Raw genomic sequence first — 18,637 nt, forward strand, 5'->3', positions numbered from 1 at the left:
ATGATGCCGAAGCCAGCCTGAGTTTATCCGTCGACCCAGGCGGTGTACGTCATAACGTGCGTGAATAATTATCAGAAGTCTCACCATGCTGAAATTCCGAGTCTCTTTACTTAGCCTGGCGCTGTTGCTGGGCGCGTCCGCTGCCGTGCCGGCCGTCGCTAAAACGCCTGCGGTGGTTGCCGCAGCCGCTGCCCAACCGCAAATTGCTTCCGGCAGCGCGATGATCGTCGATCTCAACACCAATAAGGTGATTTACGCCAGCCATCCGGATCTGGTGCGACCGATCGCCTCTATTACCAAATTAATGACCGCGATGGTGGTGCTTGATGCCCATCTGCCGCTGGACGAAAAGCTGAAAGTGGATATCAGCCACACGCCGGAGATGAAAGGGATCTACTCCCGCGTGCGCCTGAACAGTGAGATCAGCCGTAAGAATATGCTGCTGCTGGCGCTGATGTCGTCTGAAAACCGCGCGGCGGCGAGCCTGGCGCACCACTATCCGGGCGGCTACGACGCCTTTATCCGCGCGATGAACGCAAAAGCCAAAGCGCTGGGGATGAACAATACGCACTACGTTGAACCGACGGGGCTGTCGATCAACAACGTCTCCACGGCGCGCGACCTGACGAAACTACTGATTGCCAGCAAACAGTACCCGCTGATTGGTCAGCTCAGCACCACCCGTGAAGAGATGGCTACCTTTGCGAATCCGGCCTATACGCTGCCGTTCCGCAATACTAACCATCTGGTTTACCGCGATAACTGGAATATTCAGCTAACGAAAACCGGCTTTACCAACGCGGCAGGACACTGTCTGGTGATGCGCACGGTGTTTAACGGTAAGCCGGTGGCGCTGGTGGTGATGGATGCGTTCGGCAAATACACGCACTTTGCGGATGCGAGCCGCCTGCGTACCTGGATTGAGACCGGGAAAGTGCAGCCTGTACCGGCCGCGGCATTGACGTATAAAAAGCAGAAAGCCGAGCAGATGGCGACGGCGCAGAACGATTAATTCTCCTCTGCGCGCTGATGCCCTCACCCCGACCCTCTCCCACAGGGAGAGGGAGAAAACACTAAAAACGGTAACCCAGGTTACCGTTTTGCTTTTATTCCGGCAGCGTCCAGTCACCATCGTTGAGCGGGCGCTGCATAATCACCGTATCCCGCCAGTCGCCTTTCTTATAGCCCACGCTGCGCAGCTGACCGACAATCACGAAGCCATGTTTTTTATGCAGGCGTAACGAACCGGCGTTGTTATTGCCATCTCCCACTACGGCTATCATCTGTCGCCACGGCCCTTGCTCGCAGCGTTCAATCAGCGCATCCATCAGTGCCGAACCAAAACCGCGCCCGGTGATGCTGGCATCCACATAAATCGACTCTTCCAGGGTATAGCGGTAGGCGTGTCGCGGTCGGTAAGGGGTGGCGTAGCAGTAGCCCACCACGATGCCGCGATACAGCGCGATAAGCCACGGTAAACCGCTCTCAGCAACGCTTTTCATACGCTGACGCATTTCGTCGACGGTGGGGGGGACTTCTTCAAATGACGCACGCCCGTGAAGCACATGCCAGGCGTAGATCGCGGCAATGGCATGCACATCATCGGGAAGGGCATCGCGCACTTCCAGTTCGGTCTCGGATAAAACATCAATAGCCGACATGATGTGCCTGCTCCTCGTTATCGAATGCCGGAGAAACGTTCCTCCGGCGTCAGACGGTTACTCTATTACGATTAAGGAGCGCTAAACAATCTCTCAAATTTGGCTGTAGGAATTAATCAGACGCTTGCGTTATGCGCTGCTCCGCGTCTGTGCTCTCTTTCCAGTATTTCTTCCGCGTTGTTTTGCCAATGCCGGGATTCATGCTGTTTGTAGGGTCATTCTCGCGATAAAACTGCTTAAGTGCGTCAGGGGCTTTATAAAGATGCCCGACGTTGTGTTCCGCAGGATATTGTGCGCCGCGTTCACGCAGCAGGGCGAGCATCTGCTCCTTCAGTTCGTGCGCATCGACCCCTTTTTTGACAATGTAGTCCTGATGGAAGACGTAGCACATAAAGTGGCCGTAATAGAGCTTGTGCACCAGCTTGCTGTCGATTTCAGGCGGGAGGTGCTCAAACCACTCGGTGTCGTTACGGCGCAGGGCGATATCCAGCGCCAGAATATCTTCCACCTCTTCGGAATGCACCGCCTGGTAACGAATGGCGGCTCCTGCGGCGGCAAAGCGGTGCAGAAACGCTTTGCTGCCTTCTTCAGGCGTACAGGCAAAGAAATCCCCTTCGGCGGATTTGAAGAACTCGGTCAGCCAGCTCTGCGCTTCGGCGATCCCGTCTCCGGCCATTTTCAGCAGCAGGTGATGTTCGTACTTGTCGCGCCAGGTTTTCATCCTCTCCGGCAGATGCGCCGGGAAAACGTTGCCCAGCTTCTGCATAAAGCGGTCGGTGAAGTGGGGTTTGAACAGCGACACTTTCTCCAGCATCGCGTCGGTACGGCCCTTCATGGTGAAGAAGAACGGCATTTTGTCGGTGCCGAGCTTGTCGATCATCAGGAACGTGTCTTTGCCGTAACGCTCGGCGATATCGTAAATGTCCCGGTGCATGTACTCGCCCGCCACCGGCAGATGGGTGAATTCGCCCAGAATATGACGGCGGATCTCCGTCAGAACCTCAGGCTGGTTGGTGCCGATGTAAAATACCTGCTGCTTTTTCTCCGCCGGGAAGGTATCCAGACGCACGGTGAAAACGGCAAGCTTCCCGGCGCAGCCGGAGGATTCAAACAGGCGGTCCGGGTCGGCGTTGTAGCGCGCCGGCGTATCGGCGTCGATATCCCGCACGCGGGTCACGTAGTCGTGATCGTGCGCATGACGACCGTCGTGCTGCACGTCTTCATCCTTCACGCGATCGTCGTCGAGCTTGCTGAGGATCTGTTCCGGCGTTACGCCGAGATCGATTCCCAGATGGTTCACCAGCGTTAGCTTGCCGTTTTCGTCAATACGGGCAAACAGCGACATCTCGGTGTAGGCCGGGCCGCGCTGCACCAGCGAGCCGCCGGAGTTATTGCAGATCCCACCGACCACCGAGGCGCCAATGCAGGAGGAGCCAATCACCGAGTGCGGCTCACGACCCAGCGGCTTAAGGGCTTTTTCGAGGGAGTAAAGCGTGGTGCCGGGGAACGCGAGCACCTGCTCGCCCTTATCCAGCAGGTGCAGCTTGTCGAGGCGCAGGGTACTGATAATCACGATGTCACGATCGTAATCGTTGCCGTTCGGCGTGGAGCCTTCGGTCAGGCCCGTATTGGCCGCCTGCATTAAAATAATCTTGTCGGCGGCGACGCAGGCACTCAGCACGCGCCAAAGCTCCAGCAGCGTGCCGGGGAAAACCACCGCCAGCGCCTCGCCCTGACCGGAGCGGAAGCCCTTGCGGTAGCGGGCGGTTTTGGCCGGGTCGGTAAGCAGGTGAGAGGAGCCAACCAAGCGCGACAGTTCGTTAATGAATGTTTTGTTATCGTCAGTTCGAACAGAAGACATCTTCCACTCCTTGTGGTGGGGCAAATTTCTCGCTGTAAAGCATAGCGCGATTAACTGTTAAGCGGTCGAGTATTCACGAGAAAAATCAGAGAATAACCCTGCAACGTTCTGAGGGTTTGTGGCACACTGCGCTTTTCGCACGGTATGGCCGAGATCGTCCGGCGGTTATTGATGAGAGAGTAAAACGACATGAAATGGCTATGTTCTGTAGGTGTCGCCGTCAGCCTGGCGCTGCAACCTGCGCTGGCAGAGGATTTGTTTGGTAATCACCCGCTCACGCCTGAAGCGCGGGATGCGTTTGTCACGGAATTGCTCAAGAAAATGACGGTCGATGAGAAAATCGGCCAGCTGCGTCTGATCAGCGTCGGCCCGGATAACCCGAAAGAGGCCATCCGCGAGATGATCAAAGACGGGCAGGTAGGGGCCATCTTTAATACCGTCACCCGCCAGGATATCCGCAAGATGCAGGACCAGGTGATGGATCTCAGCCGCCTGAAAATTCCGCTGTTCTTTGCCTATGACGTGGTGCACGGCCAGCGCACCGTCTTCCCCATCAGCCTCGGCTTAGCATCTTCCTTTAACCTCGACGCGGTGAAAACCGTCGGGCGCGTGTCGGCTTATGAAGCGGCTGACGACGGCCTGAACATGACCTGGGCGCCCATGGTGGACGTCTCGCGCGATCCGCGCTGGGGCCGCGGCTCGGAAGGCTTTGGTGAAGATACGTATTTAACCTCCACGATGGGCAAAACCATGGTGGAAGCGATGCAGGGCAAAAGCCCGGCGGACCGCTACTCGGTGATGACCAGCGTCAAACACTTTGCGGCCTACGGCGCGGTGGAAGGCGGTAAAGAGTACAACACCGTCGACATGAGCCCGCAGCGCCTGTTTAACGACTATATGCCGCCGTACAAGGCAGGCCTGGATGCGGGCAGCGGGGCGGTGATGGTGGCGCTGAACTCCCTGAACGGCACGCCTGCGACGTCCGATTCCTGGCTGCTGAAAGACGTGCTGCGCGACCAGTGGGGCTTTAAAGGCATCACCGTTTCTGACCACGGCGCGATTAAAGAGCTGATCAAGCACGGTACTGCCTCCGATCCGGAAGACGCGGTGCGCGTGGCGCTCAAGTCCGGCATCAACATGAGCATGAGCGATGAGTATTACAGCAAATACCTGCCGGGGCTGGTGAAGAGCGGCAAGGTAACGATGGCGGAGCTGGACGATGCCACCCGTCACGTGCTGAATGTGAAATACGACATGGGGCTGTTTAACGATCCGTACAGCCACCTGGGTCCGAAAGACTCTGACCCGGCAGATACCAATGCCGAAAGTCGCCTGCACCGCAAAGAAGCGCGTGACGTGGCGCGCGAAAGCCTGGTGCTGCTGAAAAACCGCCTAGACACGCTGCCGCTGAAAAAATCAGGCACTATTGCCGTGGTAGGCCCGCTGGCCGACAGCAAGCGCGACGTGATGGGCAGCTGGTCCGCCGCAGGCGTAGCCGACCAGTCCGTGACCGTGCTGACCGGTATCAAGAGTGCCGTCGGTGAAAATGCCAAAGTGGTTTACGCCAAAGGGGCGAACGTCACCAACGATAAAGACATCGTGACCTTCCTCAACCAGTACGAGGAAGCGGTCAAGGTCGATCCGCGCACGCCGAAGGAGATGATTGACGAGGCAGTGAACGCCGCGAAGCAGTCTGACGTCGTTGTCGCGGTCGTGGGGGAAGCGCAGGGTATGGCGCACGAAGCCTCCAGCCGTACCGATATCACCATTCCTCAGAGCCAGCGCGATCTGATCGCCGCCCTGAAAGCGACCGGCAAGCCGCTGGTGCTGGTGCTGATGAACGGTCGTCCGCTGGCGCTGGTGAAAGAAGACCAGCAGGCTTACGCCATTCTGGAAACCTGGTTCGCCGGTACCGAAGGCGGTAACGCCATCGCCGACGTGCTGTTTGGCGATTACAACCCGTCGGGCAAGCTGCCGATGTCCTTCCCGCGCTCCGTCGGGCAGATCCCGGTTTACTACAGCCACCTGAACACCGGTCGTCCGTACAATGCCGACAAGCCGAACAAGTACACCTCTCGTTACTTCGACGAAGCTAACGGCCCGCTGTATCCGTTCGGTTACGGCCTGAGCTACACCACCTTCAGGGTCTCTGACGTCAAAATGTCGTCGCCGAGCCTGAAGCGTGACGGCAAAGTTACCGCCAGCGTTGAGGTGACCAACACCGGCAAGCGCGAAGGGGCAACGGTGATTCAGATGTACGTTCAGGATGTCACCGCGTCGATGAGCCGTCCGGTGAAACAGCTGCGCGGCTTTGAGAAGGTCAACCTGAAGCCGGGCGAAACCCAAACCATCAGCTTCCCGATCGACGTGGACGCGCTGAAGTTCTGGAACCAGCAGATGAAATATGACGCGGAACCGGGCAAGTTTAACGTCTTTATCGGCGTGGACTCCGCCCGCGTGAATAAAGGCGAGTTCGAGCTGCTGTAACCTTTCCCTCCTTTGCCTCCCCCGTCCTGCGGGGGAGGCGTCTTACCTTATGCTAAAAAGGCATTTTGACGGTTAATTCCGCCGTTTTAAGCTACGCTTTTCTCTCAAGCCTCTGAAAAAGGCAGCAAAAAAATGAGGATAGCGGAATGACGATTGCAAAGGGGATGTTGGGATCTGCGGTGTTACTCGCGGCGCTGAGTCTGCCGTTACAGGCGGCGGAGCCGGTAAAGGTGGGCTCAAAGATCGATACTGAAGGCGCGCTGCTCGGCAATATTATTTTGCAGGTGCTGGAAAGCCACGGCGTGAAAACCGTCAATAAAGTACAGCTCGGCACCACGCCCGTCGTGCGCGGCGCGATTACCTCCGGCGAGCTGGATATCTATCCGGAATACACCGGCAACGGCGCGTTCTTCTTCAAACAAGAAAACGATCCGGCATGGAAAAACGCCAAAGCCGGGTATGAGAAAGTCAAAAAGCTCGACGCGGAACAGAACAAACTGGTCTGGCTGACCCCAGCCCCGGCCAACAACACCTGGACTATCGCCGTGCGCAAGGACGTGGCGGAGAAAGGCAAGCTCACCTCGCTTGCGGATCTCAGCCGCTACCTGAAAGAGAAGGGCGATTTCAAGCTTGCGGCCTCTGCGGAGTTTATCGAGCGTCCTGATGCGCTCCCGGCGTTCGAAAAAGCCTACGACTTCAAGCTCGACCAGGCGCAGCTGCTCTCTCTGGCGGGCGGGGATACTGCGGTGACCATCAAAGCGGCGGCGCAGCAAACCTCCGGCGTTAACGCGGCCATGGCCTACGGCACTGACGGCCCGGTGGCGGCGCTTGGTCTGCAAACCCTGACCGATCCTAAAGGCGTACAGCCGATTTACGCTCCGACCCCTGTCGTGCGTGAGGCGGTGCTGAAAGCCTATCCGGATATTGCAGAATGGCTCAAACCGGTCTTCGAAAAGCTGGATGAAAAAACGCTGCAGCAGCTAAATGCCAGCATTGCCGTCGAGGGACTGGATGCCAAAAAAGTGGCCGCCGACTTCCTGAAGCAACAAGGGCTTGTGAAGTAACGGGAAAGGGCTGTGCCAATAAAATGTCATAACCGCGTCCTGCTGCTGCTGGCCTGCGTGGCCATCGCGGCGGTCGCGTTACCGTTTGTCAACGTTGCCCCAAACCGCCTGATGTCGGGGGAGGGCAAAGCGCTCTGGCAGGTCTGGTCGTTCACGCCGGTGTGGCTTGTGGCGTCGCTTGGCGCGTGGGTGATCCTGTCGCTCTGGCAGGGACGCCCGGCGCAGTGGCTGACGCTGCTCCTCTCCGAAGGGCTGTTTATCATTCTGTTCTGGAGCGCCGGGATGGCGGCGACGCACATGGCCTCGGCGGAAAGTCCGCTGGCGAGAACCACGGTGGGCAGCGGCCTGTGGCTGTGGCTGGCGCTCTGCCTGCTGGCCTGCAGCGATGCCATTCGTCGACTCATCGCCAGCGCCGTCTGGCGCTGGGTGCTCAATGCGCAGATATGGTGTATTCCTTTACTCCTGCTGTTCAGCGGGGAACTGAACAATCTCTCGCTGCTAAAAGAGTACGCCAACCGTCAGGAGGTGTTCGATGATGCCCTGGCGCAACACCTGACAATCCTTTTCGGCACGCTGATCCCTGCTCTGCTGATCGGGATACCGCTCGGCATGTGGTGCTATCGCCATCCTTCACGCCAGGGTGGGATCTTTGCCGTGCTCAACGTGATCCAGACCATTCCTTCCGTTGCGCTGTTTGGCCTGCTGATCGCGCCGCTGGCCGGGCTGGTGAAGTCATTTCCTGTGCTGGGAACGCTCGGTATTGCCGGAACGGGGTTAACGCCCGCCCTAATCGCGCTGGTGCTGTATGCCCTGCTGCCGCTGGTGCGCGGCGTGGTTGCGGGCTTAGGTCAGGTCGCACCTGACGTGCTGGAAAGCGCCCATGCGATGGGAATGAGCGCCCGGCAGTGTTTCTGGAAAATTCAGCTCCCGCTGGCGCTGCCCCTGCTGCTGCGCAGCCTGCGGGTGGTGGCGGTACAGACCGTCGGCATGGCGGTGATTGCGGCGCTGATTGGCGCGGGCGGCTTTGGCGCGCTGGTGTTCCAGGGGCTGCTGAGCAGTGCCCTGGATCTGGTGTTATTGGGCGTGGTGCCCACGATTGCGCTGGCGGTGGTCGTCGACGCATTGTTTGCCTTATGGCTCGCGCTGCTCGGGAGAAGAGCCAATGATTGAATTTCATGATGTCAGTAAAACTTTTGCCGGTCGCCCGGCGGCGAGCCACCTGAACCTGAACTTTGCCGAGGGGGCGTTTTCCGTGCTGATTGGCACCTCGGGGTCGGGTAAATCCACCACCCTGAAGATGATCAACCGGCTGGTTGAGCATGACAGCGGGCTGATTCGCTTTGCCGGGGAGGAGATCCGCAGCCTGCCGGTGCTGGAGCTGCGCCGTCGGATGGGCTATGCCATTCAGTCTATCGGCCTGTTTCCGCACTGGACGGTGGCGCAGAACATCGCCACCGTGCTGCAGCTGGAAAAATGGTCGCGGGCGAAAATCGCCGAGCGTGTTGACGAGCTGATGTCTCTGCTGGGGCTCGAGCCCGCGCTGCGCGATCGCTATCCGCACCAGCTTTCCGGCGGGCAGCAGCAGCGCGTCGGCGTGGCGCGCGCGCTGGCGGCTAACCCGCAGGTACTGCTGATGGATGAACCCTTCGGCGCGCTGGACCCGGTTACGCGCGGGGCGCTGCAGGCGGAGATGACCCGCATTCACCGCATTCTCGGACGCACGATCGTTCTCGTGACGCACGATATTGATGAAGCCCTGCGCCTGGCCGACCATCTGGTGCTGATGGATCATGGCGAAGTGGTGCAGCAGGGCTCGCCGCTTGAGCTGTTAACCTGGCCGAAGAACGACTTTGTGCGCGAGTTTTTTGGCCGCAGCGAGCTGGGCGTCAGGCTGCTCTCCCTGCGGACGGTCAGCGACTATATGCGTCGGGATGCGGTGTCGGTGAGCGGCGAACCGCTGCAGGCGCAGATGAGCCTGCGGGATGCGCTCTCCGCGTTTGTCGCGCGCCAGTGCGAGGTATTGCCCGTTTCGGATGCCCGAGGCGCGCCGTGCGGAACCTTACACTTTCGCGATCTGCTGGCCGGGGAGGTGACGCGTGAAGGCACTGCGTGATCCGCTCCTCTGGCTGGTAGCGCTCTTTGTCGCCTTACTGTTTTTGATGCCCCACAGCGCGGCGCTGTTTAACAGCCTCTTTCCCGGGCTGCCGCGGCCGGTGTATCAGCAGGAGAGCTTCATTAATCTCGCCCTGGCGCATCTCTGGCTGGTGGCGCTCTCCAGTGCCATCGCGGTTGTGCTGGGCGTGGGGGCGGGCATCGCGGTCACGCGCCCTGCGGGCCGGGAGTTTCGCCCGCTGGTGGAGACGATTGCGGCTATCGGACAGACGTTTCCCCCCGTGGCGGTGCTGGCGATAGCGGTTCCGGTGATGGGCTTTGGTCAGCAGCCTGCGATCGTTGCGCTGATTTTATACGGCGTATTGCCGGTGCTGCAGGGCACGCTTGCGGGCCTCGCGGCGGTACCGGCGTCGGTGCTGAGCGTGGCTGAAGGGATGGGAATGAGTCGTTTCCAGCGGCTGCGCAAGGTTGAACTGCCGCTTGCGGCGCCGGTTATTATTGCCGGGATCCGCACCTCGGTAATCATTAACATCGGGACGGCGACCATTGCGTCTACGGTCGGTGCCAATACGCTGGGAACGCCGATCATTATCGGCTTAAGCGGGTTTAATACGGCTTACATTGTGCAGGGGGCAGTGCTGGTCGCGCTGGCGGCAATCGTCGTCGATCGCCTTTTTGAGCGGCTGGCGCTGTACCTCAGCCGACACCGCCGCGAACAATAAACGAGTATCCTGCCAGCATTACGCCGCCGATACCGCTCACGGCCATCAGGACAAAAAGGGTAATAATGGCCAGTTTGGTTGCCTTCATCATGTGCTCCTGTTGTTAACGGAACAATTATACGGTGAAGCGCAGCTGTTAATGAACCATTAAATGCCGTTATGGCTCATCCGGGCCAAGGGAATAAACCGGGTAACCATTCTCCCGCCATTCCGTCAGCAGCTGTTGCTGCGTGGCGGACGGCACTTCGCCACACCAGACCAGCAGGGTCTGGCCGTCGAAAAACTCAGGTCTGAGCTGCGCCAGCGAGTGCGCCAGGACATCCACGCGCCAGCCCTTCTGGGTCGCAATCCACGCTTCCAGCCACAGGCGGGTGGTATCGTGTACGTTCCAGCCGACTACCAGCGCATCTTTTCCGGCTTTGTTCTTCGCCGAGGCAAGGCAGACGGCAATGTAGTTGATCAGCACCCCGTCGAGCATGCTGAGCAGCGCCTGCAGGGTAGACTGCTGGCACTGCAGGCGTCGACGGAGCGGAATGAAAAGATGGGAGATCAGCGTCTGTGCCGGGTAATCGCGGCCTTGCTCTTTTATCCATGCGCGCAGGCGCTGAAGATTGCCTGCCTGCAGGAGCCGCAGCAGGGTTTCCTGCTGTTCGCGCCAGAGATGCTGCGTATCCGGGTCGTCGTGGCTCAGAAGGGACTTCACTTTGCCAACCTGCACCCCGTTGTCGATCCAGCTTTTAATTTCGCGAATGCGGTCGATATCGGCTTCATTGAAAAGGCGATGCCCACCGTCGGTCCTCTGCGGTTTGAGTAATCCATACCGTCGCTGCCACGCCCGTAGGGTAACGGGATTGATATCACAAAGGAGTGCCACTTCACCTATCGTGTAAAGCGCCATATTCGCCCCCTGGCTTACGCGTCCCCAGCTTAACTGTAGACTCACTTTGGCGAACCAGGAAGGATTGTTTGATTTTTGAACAAACAATGCGAAGCATGCGCGATATTCAGAAAAAGGTGTGATAACGGACACGATTTTGCGCTTTTTTGGGATGCTTCAAAGAAAGTAAACCCGCATCAGTGTATGTTACGCGTTTTTAGCGTGTGCGGTTTTGAGTATGTACGAGTTTAATCTGGTGCTGCTGTTGCTTCAGCAGATGTGCGTGTTTCTGGTCATTGCCTGGCTGATGAGCAAAACACGCCTGTTTATCCCGCTGATGCAGGTCACCGTCCGCCTGCCGCATAAGCTGCTCTGCTACGTCACCTTCTCTATTTTCTGCATCATGGGGACTTATTTTGGTCTCCATATCGAAGACTCTATTGCCAATACGCGCGCTATCGGCGCGGTGATGGGCGGACTGCTGGGCGGTCCCGTCGTCGGTGGCCTTGTCGGTTTAACCGGGGGGCTGCATCGCTATTCCATGGGCGGGATGACGGCGCTCAGCTGTATGATCTCGACGATCGTGGAAGGGCTGCTCGGCGGGCTGGTGCATAGCTACATGATTAAACGCGGTCGCCCGGATAAAGTCTTCAGTCCGCTCACGGCCGGTGCCATTACCTTTGTGGCAGAAATGGCGCAGATGGCGATCATTCTGCTCATTGCCCGTCCGTTTGAGGATGCGCTGCACCTGGTCAGCAGCATTGCCGCCCCGATGATGGTAACCAACACCGTGGGCGCGGCGCTGTTTATGCGCATTCTGCTCGACAAGCGCGCCATGTTTGAGAAGTACACCTCGGCCTTTTCCGCCACGGCGCTGAAGGTCGCCGCCTCGACCGAAGGGATACTGCGCCAGGGCTTTAACGAAGAGAACAGCATGAAGGTCGCGCAGGTGCTCTACAAGGAGCTGGACATCGGCGCGGTGGCCATCACCGACCGCGAGCGGCTGTTGGCCTTTACCGGCACCGGCGACGATCACCATCTGCCGGGTAAACCCATCTCCTCAGCCTACACGCTGCGCGCCATTGAAACCGGCGAGGTGGTATATGCCGACGGAAACGAAGTACCTTACCGCTGTTCGCTGCATCCGCAGTGCAAGCTGGGCTCTACGCTGGTGATTCCGCTGCGCGGCGAGAATCAGCGGGTGATGGGCACCATCAAGCTCTATGAGGCGAAAAACCGTCTGTTCAGCTCGATCAACCGCACGCTGGGGGAGGGGATCGCCCAGCTGCTTTCCGCGCAAATCCTCGCCGGACAGTATGAGCGGCAGCAAGCCCTGCTGACGCAGTCTGAGATTAAACTGCTGCATGCCCAGGTCAACCCGCATTTCCTGTTTAATGCCCTCAACACGCTCAAAGCGGTGATCCGCCGCGACAGCGATCAGGCCGCCCAGCTGGTGCAGTTTCTGTCGACCTTTTTCCGCAAGAACCTGAAACGGCCATCTGAGATTGTGACCCTCGCTGATGAGATTGAGCACGTGAACGCCTATCTGCAGATTGAGCAGGCGCGTTTCCAGTCGCGCCTGCAGGTATCGCTCTCGGTACCGGACGAGCTGGCGTATCAACATCTTCCGGCCTTTACCCTGCAGCCCATTGTCGAAAACGCCATTAAGCACGGCACATCGCAGCTTCTGGGAACGGGGGAGATAACCATTGCCGCCAGCCGTTTTAATCACCATCTGGTGCTGGATATTGAAGATAATGCCGGGCTCTATCAGCCTTCCGCCTCCGGCGGTTTAGGGATGAGCCTGGTGGATAAACGCCTGCGCGCCCATTTTGGCGACGACTGTGGCATTACCGTCGCCTGCGAGCCCGACCGATTTACCCGTATTACCGTACGACTGCCGCTGGAGGAAAACGCATGTTAAGAGTGCTGATTGTGGATGACGAGCCGCTGGCACGGGAAAACCTGCGCGTTCTGCTGCAGGAGCAGCCGGATATTGAGATTGTGGGGGAGTGCGCGAATGCCATTGAGGCCATCGGCGCGGTGCATAAACTGCGCCCGGACGTGCTGTTCCTCGATATTCAGATGCCCCGCATCAGCGGGCTGGAGATGGTCGGCATGCTCGACCCGGAACATCGTCCCTATATCGTGTTTCTGACGGCGTTTGATGAATACGCCGTTAAGGCCTTTGAGGAGCACGCGTTTGACTATTTACTCAAGCCGATTGAAGAGAAGCGCCTTGAAAAAACGCTCACCCGTTTACGCCAGGAGCGCACCGTACAGGACGTCACGCTGCTGCCGGAAAATCAGCAGCCGCTGAAGTTTATCCCCTGCACCGGGCACAGCCGAATTTATCTTCTGCAGATGGATGATGTGGCGTTTGTCAGCAGCCGCCTGAGCGGGGTGTTTGTCACCAGCGCGGAAGGGAACGAAGGGTTTACCGAGCTGACCTTGCGCACGCTGGAGAGTCGCACGCCGCTGATTCGCTGTCATCGTCAGTACCTGGTGAATATGGCGCACCTGAAGGAAATCCGCCTGGAAGATAACGGCCAGGCCGAGCTGGTGCTGCGCGCCGGGCAAACGGTACCCGTCAGCCGTCGCTACCTGAAGAGTTTGAAAGAGGCGATTGGGCTATAAAGCTGGTACACTGCGCGCCATTGCATCATCGACATTCGAAGGCTCTATGCTAAGTAACGATATTCTTCGTAGCCTGCGCTACACCCTGAAAGCGAACAATAACGACATGGTGCGCATTCTTGCGCTGTCCGACATGGAATCCACGTCTGCGAGTTTTGACACCTGGATGACCAAAGAAGACGAAGAGGGTTTTGTCCGCTGCCCTGACATTATTCTGTCGGGTTTCCTGAACGGCCTGATTTACGATAAGCGTGGCAAAGATCCGGCCGCGCCAGAGCTGGCGCTGGAGCGTCGGGTGAACAACAACACGGTGCTGAAAAAGCTGCGCATCGCGTTCTCGCTGAAAACGGACGATATCGTGGCGATCATGACCGAGCAAAAATACCGTGTATCCGTGCCGGAAGTGACCGCCATGATGCGCGCGCCGGATCATAAAAACTACCGCGAGTGCGGCGACCAGTTTCTGCGTAATTTTCTGCGCGGGCTGACCCACCGGGTGCATCACCCGAAAGTGTGATTGCGGAAGGGGGGCGGCCTGATGCCCTCACCCCGACCCTCTCCCACGGGGAGAGGGAGAAAACAAAATGCCAAAAAAAAGCCGGAGATAATCTCCGGCTTTTTTGTTATTTCACCTGCTGACCCGGCTTCGCGCCTTCGTCAGGGCTTAACAGGAAGATATCTTTCCCGCCAGGGCCCGCGGCCATCACCATCCCCTCAGAGATGCCGAAGCGCATTTTACGCGGCGCCAGGTTAGCCACCATCACAGTTTGACGGCCGATCAGCACCTGCGGGTCCGGATAGGCGGAACGGATGCCGGAGAAGACGTTACGCTTCTCGCCGCCCAGATCCAGCGTCAGGCGCAGCAGCTTGTCTGAACCCTCCACGAACTCCGCGTTTTCAATCAGCGCCACGCGCAGATCGACTTTGGCGAAATCGTCAAAGGTAATGGTTTCCTGAATCGGATCGTCTGCCAGCGGGCCGGTAACAGGTGCCGCAGCCGCCTTCACCTCTTCTTTAGACGCTTCCACCAGGGCTTCAACCTGCTTCATCTCGATGCGGTTGTACAGCGCCTTGAAGGTGTTCACCTTGTGGCCGAGCAGCGGCTGCTGGATAGCATCCCAGGTCAGTTCCGTGTTCAGGAACGCTTCAGCACGGGCTGCCAGCTGTGGCAGAACCGGCTTCAGCCAGGTCATCAGCACGCGGAACATGTTCAGACCCATGGTGCAGATCGCCTGCAGATCAGCGTCGCGGCCTTCCTGTTTCGCGACAACCCACGGGGCCTGCTCGTCCACATAGCGGTTGGCAACATCGGCCAGCGCCATGATTTCACGAATCGCTTTACCGAATTCACGGCTTTCCCAGGCTTCACCAACCGCAGCGGCGGCATCGGTGAAGGTTTTATACAGCTCAGGATCGGCCAGTTCGGCAGAAAGCACGCCGTCAAAACGCTTGGCGATAAAGCCCGCGTTACGCGATGCCAGGTTCACCACCTTGTTCACGATGTCCGCGTTCACGCGCTGTACGAAATCTTCCAGATTCAGGTCGATATCGTCGATGCGTGAAGAGAGCTTCGCGGTGTAGTAATAGCGCAGGCTGTCCGCGTCGAAGTGGTTCAGCCAGGTGCTCGCTTTGATGAACGTCCCGCGAGACTTGGACATCTTCGCGCCGTTCACCGTCACGTAGCCGTGTACGAACAGGTTGGTCGGCTTGCGGAAGTTGCTGCCTTCCAGCATTGCCGGCCAGAACAGGCTGTGGAAGTAAACGATGTCTTTACCGATGAAGTGATACAGCTCGGCAGTGGAGTCTTTCTTCCAGTATTCGTCGAAGCTGGTTGTGTCGCCGCGCTTGTCGCACAGGTTCTTGAAGGAGCCCATGTAGCCGATTGGCGCGTCCAGCCAGACGTAGAAGTATTTGCCCGGCGCGTTCGGGATTTCAAAGCCGAAGTACGGCGCATCGCGGGAGATATCCCACTGCTGCAGGCCAGATTCGAACCACTCCTGCATTTTGTTCGCCACCTGCTCCTGCAGGGCGCCGCTGCGGGTCCACGCCTGCAGCATTTCGCTGAAGGACGGCAGATCGAAGAAGAAGTGCTCGGAGTCACGCATCACAGGCGTGGCGCCGGAAACCACGGATTTCGGCTCGATAAGCTCGGTCGGGCTGTAGGTTGCGCCGCACACTTCGCAGTTATCGCCGTACTGATCCGGGGATTTACATTTAGGACAGGTGCCTTTGACGAAGCGGTCCGGCAGGAACATGCCTTTTTCCGGATCGTACAGCTGCGAGATGGTGCGGTTTTTAATAAAACCGTTCTCTTTCAGACGGGTGTAGATCAGCTCCGACAGCTCGCGGTTTTCATCGCTGTGCGTGGAGTGATAGTTGTCATAGCTGATGTCAAAGCCAGCAAAATCGGTCTGATGCTCCTGACTCATTTCGGCAATCATCTGCTCCGGGGAGATCCCCAGCTGCTGCGCTTTCAGCATGATCGGCGTGCCGTGAGCATCGTCCGCACAGATGAAGTTAACCTCGTGGCCGCGCATTCGCTGGTAACGGACCCAGACATCAGCCTGGATATGCTCCAGCATGTGGCCGAGGTGGATTGAGCCGTTGGCGTACGGCAGTGCGCACGTTACCAGAATTTTCTTCGCGACTTGAGTCATAGTAGGCATTACTTCTTTTAACTGTGAAAAGGGTTTTTGATATTACCAAAAGGGGCATTATTAAGTAAGCACAAACCACGGCCTTTCAGGTAAACTTGTTCATCTAAGGTCTTATTCACAAGAACAAAGGAGTCGGGATGAGTTCTCAATCCCAGGCCAAATCACCGGAAGCCTTACGAGCAATGGTCGCCGGGACGCTGGCTAACTTTCAGCATCCAACCCTGAAGCATAATCTCACTACGCTGAAAGCGTTACACCACGTTGCCTGGCTGGACGATACGCTGCACATTGAGCTGCAGATGCCGTTCGTCTGGACCAGCGCCTTTGACGCACTGAAAGAGCAGACCAGCTCTGAGCTGCTGCGCATTACCGGCGCTAAGGCGATCGACTGGAAGCTGAGCCACAGCATCGCCACGCTGAAGCGCGTGAAAAACCAGCCTGGCGTGAACGGCGTGAAAAATATCATTGCCATCAGCTCGGGCAAGGGCGGAGTAGGGAAATCCTCTACCGCCGTTAACCTGGCGCTCGCGCTGGCAGCGGAAGGGGCAAAGGTCGGAATTCTGGATGCGGATATCTACGGTCCGTCTATTCCGAACATGCTGGGGGCGGAAAACCAGCGCCCAACCTCGCCGGACGGGACCCACATGGCGCCAATCATGGCGCACGGTCTGGCGACCAACTCCATCGGTTACCTGGTGACTGACGATAACGCCATGGTCTGGCGTGGCCCGATGGCCAGTAAAGCGCTTCTGCAGATGCTGCAGGAGACGATGTGGCCGGATCTGGATTATCTGGTGCTGGACATGCCGCCGGGCACCGGTGACATTCAGCTGACGCTGGCGCAGAACATTCCGGTTACGGGAGCGGTCGTCGTGACTACGCCGCAGGATATCGCGCTGATCGACGCCAAAAAAGGCATCGTGATGTTCGAGAAGGTGGAAGTGCCGGTGCTCGGTATCGTTGAGAACATGAGCATGCACATCTGCAGCAACTGCGGGCACCATGAACCTATCTTCGGTACGGGAGGCGCAGAAAAACTGGCCGCGAAGTATCATACCCAGCTGCTGGGACAGATGCCGCTGCACATTACCCTTCGTGAAGATCTCGACAGCGGAAAGCCGACGGTGGTCAGCCGTCCGGACAGCGAATTTGCAGAAATGTATCGTCAGCTGGCGGGACGCGTTGCGGCGCAGCTCTACTGGCAGGGCGAAATCATCCCAGGGGAAATCGCGTTCCGCGCGGTGTAATTCCTCTTCGCTTAGTGCCGGGTGGCGGCTTCGCCTTACCCGGCCTACGAAATACGGTTTTGTAGGTCAGGGAAGCGAAGCGCCACCTGACTTTACCCAAGCCGGTAATGCATCAGATAGTACTCTCCGTCAGGAGAATCACCCGTCGCCTCAATGTGCCAGCCGTGCCGCTGGTAAAACGCGACAGCCCGCGCATTCTTCACCAGACACTTAAGCGAACCCGTACTGGTAAACGTCTTCTGAACCTGTTCCAGGAGTAACTTCCCGACCCCGAGGCTCTGATACTGCGGATCCACAAACAGGTTGTGCAGAAAATTATCGTTCGTCCAGACGGAGGCAAAACCCAGGCGATGGCCATTCTGCGTGGCAACCCAAATCTCTTCGTCACGGATTGCCGCGTCAAAGTCTTCCAGGTGCCAGTCTGAACCGTCCAGCCATGGCCAGGCTTCACGCCGGGCGTGGAGGAAAAGCGTGCGCAGGAAAGGGCGATCGCTTTCCTGCCAGGGGCGGATCAGAATGGTATTAGCGGTGATAGAAAATATCTCCGTTATAGGCTTTGTAGATTTTGCCGTCCGCATCGCCGATCAGCACGTAGTTCTCACCCATGTAGGTCCAGTGGGTTCCGGCATCCGGAGCCGGCAGGTTACGCAGCTGGTACTGTTTGATGGTGTACTCGGGCGTTTGATACTGCGCCGGTGCCGTGTCGCCAATCTTGAATTTCGTGAAGTCAGCGATGAACTCTTGTTCTTCATAGACCTTGATGCCGGAGGGGGCAGAGGCCGTTTGCGGGGCAGAGAATGCGGATCCCGCCAGAGACAGTAATACACCCAGAAGCAGCAATTTACGCTTAGCCATTTTTTCTCCAGTGATATCGTGACAGATACTTTGCGTCTGCGGGTCGTGCAAAGCGGCGCAGACAGTCCATTTTAAGTATCAACGCAGGGTCTGTTTGAAAAAAAATGTAACAAAAGTGGACGGTTTTGTGTAGTCGCATTGGAAGATGTTTATCATTGTGGTGAATATTGCCTGTGCTTTATATTTTTAAAATTTATTATTTCTCTACTCAATTCTGAAAATAAATTTTCACGTCAAAATTGGACTGCTATGCGAATGCTTTACCATTAAAGAAGATTTAATATTGTCTTCGGGTGAAGCGGGCTTGCTTCCATTTTTTTACAGGGCTGAGTATTGCTTTTGATTTTTAGAAAGCGATTTGGTCACGTTTTATAATGTCAGAATTTCATGTTGCAGAAGAATAAGCAATTAAATTTCATAAGCTTAGGTGAAGCCTCTTCGCAAACTTGACGATAAA

17 protein-coding genes are annotated in these 18,637 nt (G+C 57.5%); 10 read left to right on the forward strand and 7 right to left on the reverse strand.

Annotated elements, in window-relative coordinates; all coding sequences use genetic code 11:
- Positions 1-85 precede the first annotated feature (85 nt).
- Entirely contained in the window at positions 86-1,012 is a 927-nt protein-coding gene (gene pbpG, locus RVY89_RS04010; protein WP_484826962.1) for a D-alanyl-D-alanine endopeptidase, read from the forward strand.
- Positions 1,013-1,106: 94 nt separating this feature from the next.
- Here the strand turns inward: pbpG and RVY89_RS04015 are convergent, their stop codons facing one another.
- Positions 1,107-1,661: a GNAT family N-acetyltransferase gene (locus RVY89_RS04015; RefSeq protein ID WP_371897277.1), complete on the reverse strand. Its 555-nt coding sequence runs from the start codon at positions 1,659-1,661 to the stop codon at positions 1,107-1,109.
- A 112-nt stretch (positions 1,662-1,773) separates the two neighbouring features.
- Positions 1,774-3,522: a D-lactate dehydrogenase gene (gene dld / locus RVY89_RS04020; protein WP_484826963.1), complete on the reverse strand. Its 1,749-nt coding sequence runs from the start codon at positions 3,520-3,522 to the stop codon at positions 1,774-1,776.
- Positions 3,523-3,711: 189 nt separating this feature from the next.
- Between dld and bglX the strand changes: the two genes are divergently transcribed.
- The 5 genes from bglX (at position 3,712) to RVY89_RS04045 (ending at position 9,907) form a co-directional block, all read left to right on the forward strand.
- Entirely contained in the window at positions 3,712-6,009 is a 2,298-nt protein-coding gene (gene bglX / locus RVY89_RS04025; protein WP_484826964.1) for a beta-glucosidase BglX, read from the forward strand.
- Between the two features lie 146 nt (positions 6,010-6,155).
- Entirely contained in the window at positions 6,156-7,073 is a 918-nt protein-coding gene (gene osmF / locus RVY89_RS04030) for a glycine betaine ABC transporter substrate-binding protein OsmF (protein ID WP_484826965.1), read from the forward strand.
- 12 nt (positions 7,074-7,085) lie between these two features.
- Positions 7,086-8,243: an ABC transporter permease gene (locus RVY89_RS04035; RefSeq protein WP_484826966.1), complete on the forward strand. Its 1,158-nt coding sequence runs from the start codon at positions 7,086-7,088 to the stop codon at positions 8,241-8,243.
- Entirely contained in the window at positions 8,236-9,186 is a 951-nt protein-coding gene (locus RVY89_RS04040; protein WP_371897272.1) for an ABC transporter ATP-binding protein, read from the forward strand. The genes RVY89_RS04035 and RVY89_RS04040 overlap by 8 nt, the downstream gene beginning before the upstream one ends.
- Positions 9,170-9,907 (forward strand): ABC transporter permease, encoded by a 738-nt coding sequence (locus RVY89_RS04045; protein WP_484826967.1) that lies wholly within the window; start codon positions 9,170-9,172, stop codon positions 9,905-9,907. The genes RVY89_RS04040 and RVY89_RS04045 overlap by 17 nt, the downstream gene beginning before the upstream one ends.
- Here RVY89_RS04045 and RVY89_RS04050 read toward each other — a convergent pair.
- Together RVY89_RS04050 and mlrA are read right to left on the reverse strand one after the other, a co-directional pair.
- Complete coding sequence (locus RVY89_RS04050; RefSeq protein WP_008500895.1) at positions 9,882-9,995, reverse strand: protein YohO; 114 nt, start codon at positions 9,993-9,995, stop codon at positions 9,882-9,884. The genes RVY89_RS04045 and RVY89_RS04050 overlap by 26 nt on opposite strands.
- 69 nt (positions 9,996-10,064) lie before the next feature.
- Positions 10,065-10,805 carry an HTH-type transcriptional regulator MlrA gene (mlrA, locus tag RVY89_RS04055; protein ID WP_048224086.1) on the reverse strand — a complete coding sequence of 247 codons (741 nt, stop codon included), beginning with the start codon at positions 10,803-10,805 and terminating at the stop codon, positions 10,065-10,067.
- Between the two features lie 217 nt (positions 10,806-11,022).
- Between mlrA and RVY89_RS04060 the strand changes: the two genes are divergently transcribed.
- Genes RVY89_RS04060 through RVY89_RS04070 form a run of 3 tightly spaced genes read left to right on the forward strand, consistent with a single transcriptional unit; the run spans position 11,023 to position 13,938 of the window.
- Positions 11,023-12,708, forward strand: a complete 1,686-nt coding sequence (locus tag RVY89_RS04060) for a LytS/YhcK type 5TM receptor domain-containing protein (protein ID WP_484826968.1) — start codon at positions 11,023-11,025, stop codon at positions 12,706-12,708.
- Positions 12,702-13,421 (forward strand): two-component system response regulator BtsR, encoded by a 720-nt coding sequence (btsR, locus tag RVY89_RS04065; protein WP_024908144.1) that lies wholly within the window; start codon positions 12,702-12,704, stop codon positions 13,419-13,421. Before RVY89_RS04060 ends, btsR begins: the two co-directional genes overlap by 7 nt.
- 46 nt (positions 13,422-13,467) lie before the next feature.
- Positions 13,468-13,938 (forward strand): YehS family protein, encoded by a 471-nt coding sequence (locus tag RVY89_RS04070; protein ID WP_484826969.1) that lies wholly within the window; start codon positions 13,468-13,470, stop codon positions 13,936-13,938.
- A gap of 106 nt (positions 13,939-14,044) precedes the next feature.
- Here RVY89_RS04070 and metG read toward each other — a convergent pair whose 3' ends face one another.
- Positions 14,045-16,078, reverse strand: a complete 2,034-nt coding sequence (gene metG / locus RVY89_RS04075; RefSeq protein ID WP_484826970.1) for a methionine--tRNA ligase — start codon at positions 16,076-16,078, stop codon at positions 14,045-14,047.
- Positions 16,079-16,215: 137 nt separating this feature from the next.
- Between metG and apbC the strand changes: the two genes are divergently transcribed.
- Complete coding sequence (gene apbC / locus RVY89_RS04080; RefSeq protein WP_484826971.1) at positions 16,216-17,325, forward strand: iron-sulfur cluster carrier protein ApbC; 1,110 nt, start codon at positions 16,216-16,218, stop codon at positions 17,323-17,325.
- 92 nt (positions 17,326-17,417) lie between these two features.
- On the opposite strand, the gene RVY89_RS04085 is transcribed toward apbC, so the two are convergent.
- Both RVY89_RS04085 and RVY89_RS04090 read right to left on the reverse strand, forming a co-directional pair.
- Positions 17,418-17,903 (reverse strand): GNAT family N-acetyltransferase, encoded by a 486-nt coding sequence (locus RVY89_RS04085; protein ID WP_484826972.1) that lies wholly within the window; start codon positions 17,901-17,903, stop codon positions 17,418-17,420.
- A complete protein-coding gene (locus RVY89_RS04090) occupies positions 17,848-18,180 on the reverse strand; it encodes an RcnB family protein (protein WP_484826973.1) in 333 nt (110 codons plus the stop codon). The genes RVY89_RS04085 and RVY89_RS04090 overlap by 56 nt, the downstream gene beginning before the upstream one ends.
- Positions 18,181-18,637 lie beyond the last annotated feature (457 nt).

The organism is Enterobacter sp. 3U4 (genome assembly GCF_057224565.1).

Bases quoted from the DNA above. Each gene is read 5' to 3' on its own strand.
- RVY89_RS04050 (WP_008500895.1), bottom strand. From the start codon at position 9,995: ATGAAGGCAACCAAACTGGCCATTATTACCCTTTTTGTCCTGATGGCC.
- bglX (WP_484826964.1), top strand. From the start codon at position 3,712: ATGAAATGGCTATGTTCTGTAGGTGTCGCCGTCAGCCTGGCGCTGCAA.
- RVY89_RS04015 (WP_371897277.1), bottom strand. From the start codon at position 1,661: ATGTCGGCTATTGATGTTTTATCCGAGACCGAACTGGAAGTGCGCGAT.
- btsR (WP_024908144.1), top strand. From the start codon at position 12,702: ATGTTAAGAGTGCTGATTGTGGATGACGAGCCGCTGGCACGGGAAAAC.
- pbpG (WP_484826962.1), top strand. From the start codon at position 86: ATGCTGAAATTCCGAGTCTCTTTACTTAGCCTGGCGCTGTTGCTGGGC.
- RVY89_RS04040 (WP_371897272.1), top strand. From the start codon at position 8,236: ATGATTGAATTTCATGATGTCAGTAAAACTTTTGCCGGTCGCCCGGCG.
- RVY89_RS04085 (WP_484826972.1), bottom strand. From the start codon at position 17,903: ATGCGGACGGCAAAATCTACAAAGCCTATAACGGAGATATTTTCTATC.
- mlrA (WP_048224086.1), bottom strand. From the start codon at position 10,805: ATGGCGCTTTACACGATAGGTGAAGTGGCACTCCTTTGTGATATCAAT.
- dld (WP_484826963.1), bottom strand. From the start codon at position 3,522: ATGTCTTCTGTTCGAACTGACGATAACAAAACATTCATTAACGAACTG.
- RVY89_RS04060 (WP_484826968.1), top strand. From the start codon at position 11,023: ATGTACGAGTTTAATCTGGTGCTGCTGTTGCTTCAGCAGATGTGCGTG.
- RVY89_RS04090 (WP_484826973.1), bottom strand. From the start codon at position 18,180: ATGGCTAAGCGTAAATTGCTGCTTCTGGGTGTATTACTGTCTCTGGCG.
- apbC (WP_484826971.1), top strand. From the start codon at position 16,216: ATGAGTTCTCAATCCCAGGCCAAATCACCGGAAGCCTTACGAGCAATG.
- metG (WP_484826970.1), bottom strand. From the start codon at position 16,078: ATGACTCAAGTCGCGAAGAAAATTCTGGTAACGTGCGCACTGCCGTAC.
- RVY89_RS04070 (WP_484826969.1), top strand. From the start codon at position 13,468: ATGCTAAGTAACGATATTCTTCGTAGCCTGCGCTACACCCTGAAAGCG.
- osmF (WP_484826965.1), top strand. From the start codon at position 6,156: ATGACGATTGCAAAGGGGATGTTGGGATCTGCGGTGTTACTCGCGGCG.